We start from the raw sequence: 5,105 nt of genomic DNA on the forward strand, positions 1-5,105 counted from the left end.
GTATACGCAACTGTGCCCCGGGCATCCGTGCGGGTAGAGCGCCAGTTGATCCGGATCTTCCGGCGGTTGGCGCGGCGGTTTCACGTGCGCATGTGCATTCGGAGCTGTGCGAGTTCGAGAATCCGCATGGTGTCCAGCCAGTCGCGGCCGATCAGACTGAGTTCAAACTTGGCTTGATCGAGTTGATTGCTGTGCGTCGGCGTGTCGTGCGCGGTCGAGCGCCGCCGCTCCACAACTCGGCCACCGCGTACACAATCGTCGACTCGGGACGCGTCGACCTGATCGGCAACTGACCCACGTCGCTCGTCGTCGGTGACTCGGTGGCCGTCACGCTTCATGCGCGCGACCCGGCCACGACCCCACGCAACGTCCTCGCCGCCACGACGTGGACGCTGACGCCAAATTCCAATATCCAGTTCCGGTCGGGCGGCGCGGTGATCACGAGCATCACGGTGCCCGCCGGCGCGCAATCGGTGACGTTCTACGTGAAGGCGCTCAGCGCAGGCATCGCGAGCGCCACCATCACGGCCGCCACCTACAAGTCGTATACCAAAACCTTCACGGTGATGCCATGACCATGCATCCACTCCACGCGCTGATTCGCGCGATGCCAATCATCCCCATGCGTCGCCGCCCAAGGCAGAGCAGTACACGCGACCCCGGCCCACACTCGCGCCACTGACCGCTGCGACACGCGCGGCGGCGTGACCGCGGTGTTCGCGCAGAAGTCCGCGCTGCCTATTCCGAAGCCGCACCGGCCGTAGCGGAGCGCGCTACCGGCCCGTGCGGCTCCACACCACAAGCGTTCCGCACGCCGGTGCACCCGACCGAAATTCCGGCGGCGTGCGCGCCACGCTGGAGTAGAACTCCACCGCATCCAGGTCTGACACGCCGAAGTCGCGGAGGTCGGGCGGAAGCACGCTCGGCATGTTGGGGTCCGGCGTATAGACGTTGATGCCATCCACGAAGATCTGTGCGAAGCATGGGCGCGGCGGTCCGCGAAATTCGTCCGGTCCTTGCTGCGTGGCGGAGGCAAGGTATTCCGAGCCGTCTTCGGCGCGTACAAAGTGGGCAACACTGCGGGCGCGCAGCAGGTCCACAACGGTTCGGCCCGCATTGCTGTCGAGTTGCGCGCGAGTGAAGAACGTCCCGCCACCGTCGGCTCGGCGACGTTCGAAGTCCGACATCCGCATATCGATCTTCCGGGCGTTCACGGCGACCAATGGAAGGTCCACGGGCAGAACGTCGAGCAGCACCTGAATAGGCGCCACCGCATCGGCACGCACCTCCACCGTGGTGACCGTCGGCCGATAGCCAATCTTTCCCACCCTGAGCGCGTGCCTCCCGGACGTCACCCCAGCCGCGCGCAGTACGCCGGCCGAATCCGTGGCCCCCAGGCGCGCCGAGTCATCCAGGACCACAGACGCTCCCGCAATCGGCGTCCGCGTCGTTGTCTCCAGGACGCGGACCACCACGCGCTGGCCGAACGCCGAACGCAACGGGCACCACGTGGCGACGATCACGATCATCGCCAGGACCCTGCCGAGTCTCACGCAGCCTCCACGGAGCCGTGTCTCGCCTGAATATACCATCTCATACCGCAGCACCCGCCCAAGCTGACACCAGGCTGACAATCACGGCGCATTCGTAAGTTCTCACTACCGCGCGCCGTGCACGACCCCTATCATCGCTTCGCAGCCGCATCGCAACATGCGGCCTCCCCCCGATGCGCGCGATAGAGGCATTCCCCATGGACGGGTCCGCTACCCGGCCGCGCCGATGGCGCTGGCTGGCCATCATTCCACTCGCGATCGTGTTGTGGCTCGCGGTCACCGCGACAGGCCGCACCGCGCGACGACAGCTCTTTGCCGCGCTGCGCATCGCCCGCCCGCAGGGGGTGAGCGTCACCGTCCCCGCGTTCTCGGGGCCCACTGGCTCGCGCCGGCTGCAGGACGCCGTGGCCGGCATGCTGGCCGACAGCGCGCACGTGACGCGCGAAGCACGCGACACGTCGGTGGCCGACGCGGCGGCCGCCGCGCGGCTCGCCGGATTCACGCCGCTGCTGCCGGTCGCCCGCAAGGATCCGCCCACGCTCTCGGTGGAGAGCGCGCGCTCGATCACGATGCGGGTGAACCGCAGCGGACTGCGCACCATCTTCACCGAAGCGGGGCTGTCCGCCACGCCGCTGCCGGCGGCGATCGACGGCGCCACGCTCACCGTGGACACCCCGGCCGCCATCCGCGCCCGGTACGGCCATTGTCCCGTGGACGAAGGGCAGACGCTCACCAATCAGATCGCGCAGCGGCCGCCCGCGTCCACCGACAACGGCGACTGCGTGATCCTCGAGCAGCGTCCCATGGTCGCGGCCCAGGTGCCGCCCGGGCTCGATATGCAGCAGTTGGCCCGCGTGGCCGTGGAAGTGGCCGGGATGAGCCCCAATCAAGCCGGGGATTTCCAGCAGGCGTTCCCCTGGCCGGCCGCGCTCGCGCTCACGATGCCGCGCTTCATCCGGTCGTACCAGATGGTCCGGGTGCACCACGCATCCGGGATGCTTCTCAACACCGCCGGCCGGCGCGGGCCCACGTACGAACTGCTGTGGACCGCCGGCGGACGCGTGTATTCGCTCATCGGCTACGGCAGCTCCGCCGACGCCGTCCCGCTGGCCAACTCCATGCCCGACGCGGGGACCGCCCCATGACCGCATCCACGGACCTCGCCATCGAGACGCATGCGCTGCACAAGGTATTCGGACCGCAGGTGGCCGTGCGCAGCCTCACGCTCGCCGTGCCGCGCGGCGAGATCTTCGGGTTCCTGGGGCCCAACGGCGCCGGCAAGAGCACGTCGATCAAGATGCTGCTGGGCCTGGTACGCCCCACCGCCGGCACGGCGTTCGTGCTCGGCGCCCCGGTGGGCGACGTCGAGGTGCGCCGGCACATCGGCTTCCTGCCCGAGGATTTCCGCTTCTACGAGTGGCTCACCGCCACGGAACTGGTGCGACTGCACGGGCGCCTGTGCGGGATGACCGCGGCGCAACTGCGGACGCGGGTGCCCGATGTGCTCGACCTGGTGGGGCTCACGCCGCACCGCCACCGCACGCTGCGCGGATTCTCCAAGGGCATGCTGCAGCGCATCGGGCTGGCCCAGGCATTGGTGCACGAGCCGGATCTCATCTTCCTCGACGAGCCCACGTCGGGGCTCGACCCGATGGGGCGCCGCATGGTGCGCGACATTCTGCGCGCCGAACGGGACCGCGGCGCCACGGTGTTTCTCAACTCGCATCTGCTCAGTGAGATCGAGGTGACGTGCGACCGGGTGGCGTTCATCCGCGACGGCGAGGTCGTGGCCACGCGCGACCTGGGCACGGGCTGGCAGGACGAGACGCGCGTGGTCGTGCATGCCCGCCACGTGTCGAGTGACGCCCTGGCCGGCCTCGCGCCGTGGACCTCGGTGCCCCGGCTGGACGGCGATCAGCTCCAGTTCAGCGTGTCCGCCGAGAGCGTCCTGCCCGACGTGGTGCGGCATCTGGTGCGAACGGGGGCCGATGTGTTCCGGGTGACCCGGAGCGATTGTCGCTCGAGGAGGTATTCGTCACGCTCATGGGGGAGGACCGCGGACTATGAAGGCGATCTGGATCATGGCCGGCCTCACCCTGCGCGAGGCCGCGCGGCGGAAGATTCTCTGGACGGCACTCGTGGCCGGAGCGCTGCTGCTCACCGTGTTCGCCGTGGCGATGCACCTGCAGGTGATGGAATTCCAGGGGCGCGCGATGTCGCCCTTCGTGCGCTATCAGGTGGAAGCCGGCATGCTCATGATCGGCCTCTACACCTGCGACCTGCTGGCCGTGGTGCTGACCATCCTCACGTCCATCGACACGCTCGCCGGCGAGATCAGCTCGGGCACCATCCACGCCATCGCCACCAAGCCCATCGCGCGCTGGCAGATCCTGGTGGGCAAGTTCCTGGGGTTCGTGGCGATGATCTCGGCGTACGTCGTGGTCACCTTCTACGCCACGATCTGGGTGGCGTACGCCACCACGGGCGTGCTCCCGCAGCATCCCCTGCGCGGATTGCTGCTCGTCATCTTCGAGTGCGCGCTGGCACTCGGTCTCACGTTCATGTTCGGCACCTGGTTCTCGACGCTCACCAACGGCGTGCTGGTGCTGGGGCTGCAGGGCGTGGCGTTCATGGGCGGGTGGCTGGAACAGGTGAGCGGATTCTCGCAAAGCGTGCACATCGTGACGCTGGGGATCGTGTCCAGCCTGCTCATGCCGGGCGAGTCGCTCTGGCGACGGGCCGCGTACCAGATGCAGACGCCCCTGGCGGGGTCGCTCTCGTTCTCGCCGTTTGCCAACGTGTCAATTCCGAGCCTCACGGCCATGGCGTACGCCGCGGTGTATCTGGGCCTGGCGCTCGCCGTGGCGCTGTACCACTTCAACCAGCGGGACCTGTAGACGGCCGAGGGTGGGGCACCCCCGTCCCTACCCCACCCGCGGCCGGTACCGCAGCGCCTCCGCCACCGGCGCCGCGCCCACGTCTCGATCGCCGGCCAGATCGGCGATCGTCCGCGCCACCTTGATGACGCGGTGGTACGCGCGCGCCGACAGGCGCAGCGCGTCGGCCGCGCTGGTGAGCATGGCCCGGGACTCGCGCGTGAGCCCGCCGTGCAGATCCAGCCACCGGCCGCTCGCATGCGCGTTGCACCGGGCGCTATTCAACTTCGCGTATCGTTCGCGTTGTAGGGCTCGCGCCGCGTGCACGCGGGCGCGAATGGCCGCCGACGGCTCGCCGGCCGCCGACACGTCGCCGAAGAGCTGCATCGGCACCGCGCCCACGCTCACGTGCATGTCGATGCGGTCGAGCAGCGGCCCCGACAGCCGCGCGCGGTACCGCTGCACCTCGCTCTCGGCGCACACGCACGCGCGCGACGGGTCGCCGGCGTGGCCGCAGGGACAGGGGTTCATGGCGCCCACCAGCGTGAACCGCGCCGGGAACCCCACCGCCTGCATGGCCCGCGCGATCACCACCCGCCCGTCCTCCATCGGCTGCCGCAGCGCCTCGAGCACGTAGCGCGGGAATTCCGGCATCTCGTCGAGGAACAGCACGCCG

General features: G+C 69.1%; 6 protein-coding genes and 1 pseudogene. 5 read left to right on the forward strand and 2 right to left on the reverse strand.

Going from position 1 to position 5,105, the window contains the following annotated elements; all coding sequences use genetic code 11:
- Together B7Z66_15805 and B7Z66_15810 are read left to right on the forward strand one after the other, a co-directional pair.
- A partial coding sequence (locus B7Z66_15805; protein ID OYV74615.1) for a hypothetical protein occupies window positions 1-293 on the forward strand: 293 nt, incomplete at its 5' end.
- 27 nt (window positions 294-320) lie between these two features.
- Window positions 321-575, forward strand: coding sequence for a hypothetical protein (locus tag B7Z66_15810; protein ID OYV74616.1), 255 nt, complete (start codon window positions 321-323; stop codon window positions 573-575).
- Between the two features lie 198 nt (window positions 576-773).
- Here the strand turns inward: B7Z66_15810 and B7Z66_15815 are convergent, their stop codons facing one another.
- Window positions 774-1,529, reverse strand: coding sequence for a hypothetical protein (locus B7Z66_15815; GenBank protein OYV74617.1), 756 nt, complete (start codon window positions 1,527-1,529; stop codon window positions 774-776).
- A 221-nt stretch (window positions 1,530-1,750) separates the two neighbouring features.
- Here B7Z66_15815 and B7Z66_15820 point away from each other — a divergent pair, with 221 nt between their 5' ends.
- From B7Z66_15820 to B7Z66_15830, 3 genes and pseudogenes are all read left to right on the forward strand, one after another.
- Window positions 1,751-2,698 (forward strand): hypothetical protein, encoded by a 948-nt coding sequence (locus B7Z66_15820; GenBank protein OYV74618.1) that lies wholly within the window; start codon window positions 1,751-1,753, stop codon window positions 2,696-2,698.
- Window positions 2,695-3,620 (forward strand): annotated as a pseudogene (locus tag B7Z66_15825) (ABC transporter). The gene B7Z66_15820 and the pseudogene B7Z66_15825 overlap by 4 nt, the downstream one beginning before the upstream one ends.
- Window positions 3,617-4,450 carry a hypothetical protein gene (locus B7Z66_15830; GenBank protein OYV74619.1) on the forward strand — a complete coding sequence of 278 codons (834 nt, stop codon included), beginning with the start codon at window positions 3,617-3,619 and terminating at the stop codon, window positions 4,448-4,450. The pseudogene B7Z66_15825 and the gene B7Z66_15830 overlap by 4 nt, the downstream one beginning before the upstream one ends.
- 27 nt (window positions 4,451-4,477) lie before the next feature.
- On the opposite strand, the gene B7Z66_15835 is transcribed toward B7Z66_15830, so the two are convergent.
- Window positions 4,478-5,105 (reverse strand): hypothetical protein (locus B7Z66_15835; GenBank protein OYV74620.1); only part of this gene is annotated, 628 nt, incomplete at its 5' end.

It is taken from the genome of Chromatiales bacterium 21-64-14 (genome assembly GCA_002255365.1).
GTDB lineage: Bacteria > Pseudomonadota > Gammaproteobacteria > 21-64-14 > 21-64-14 > 21-64-14.

Bases quoted from the DNA above. Each gene is read 5' to 3' on its own strand.
- B7Z66_15815 (OYV74617.1), bottom strand. From the start codon at position 1,529: ATGATCGTGATCGTCGCCACGTGGTGCCCGTTGCGTTCGGCGTTCGGC.
- B7Z66_15820 (OYV74618.1), top strand. From the start codon at position 1,751: ATGGACGGGTCCGCTACCCGGCCGCGCCGATGGCGCTGGCTGGCCATC.
- B7Z66_15830 (OYV74619.1), top strand. From the start codon at position 3,617: ATGAAGGCGATCTGGATCATGGCCGGCCTCACCCTGCGCGAGGCCGCG.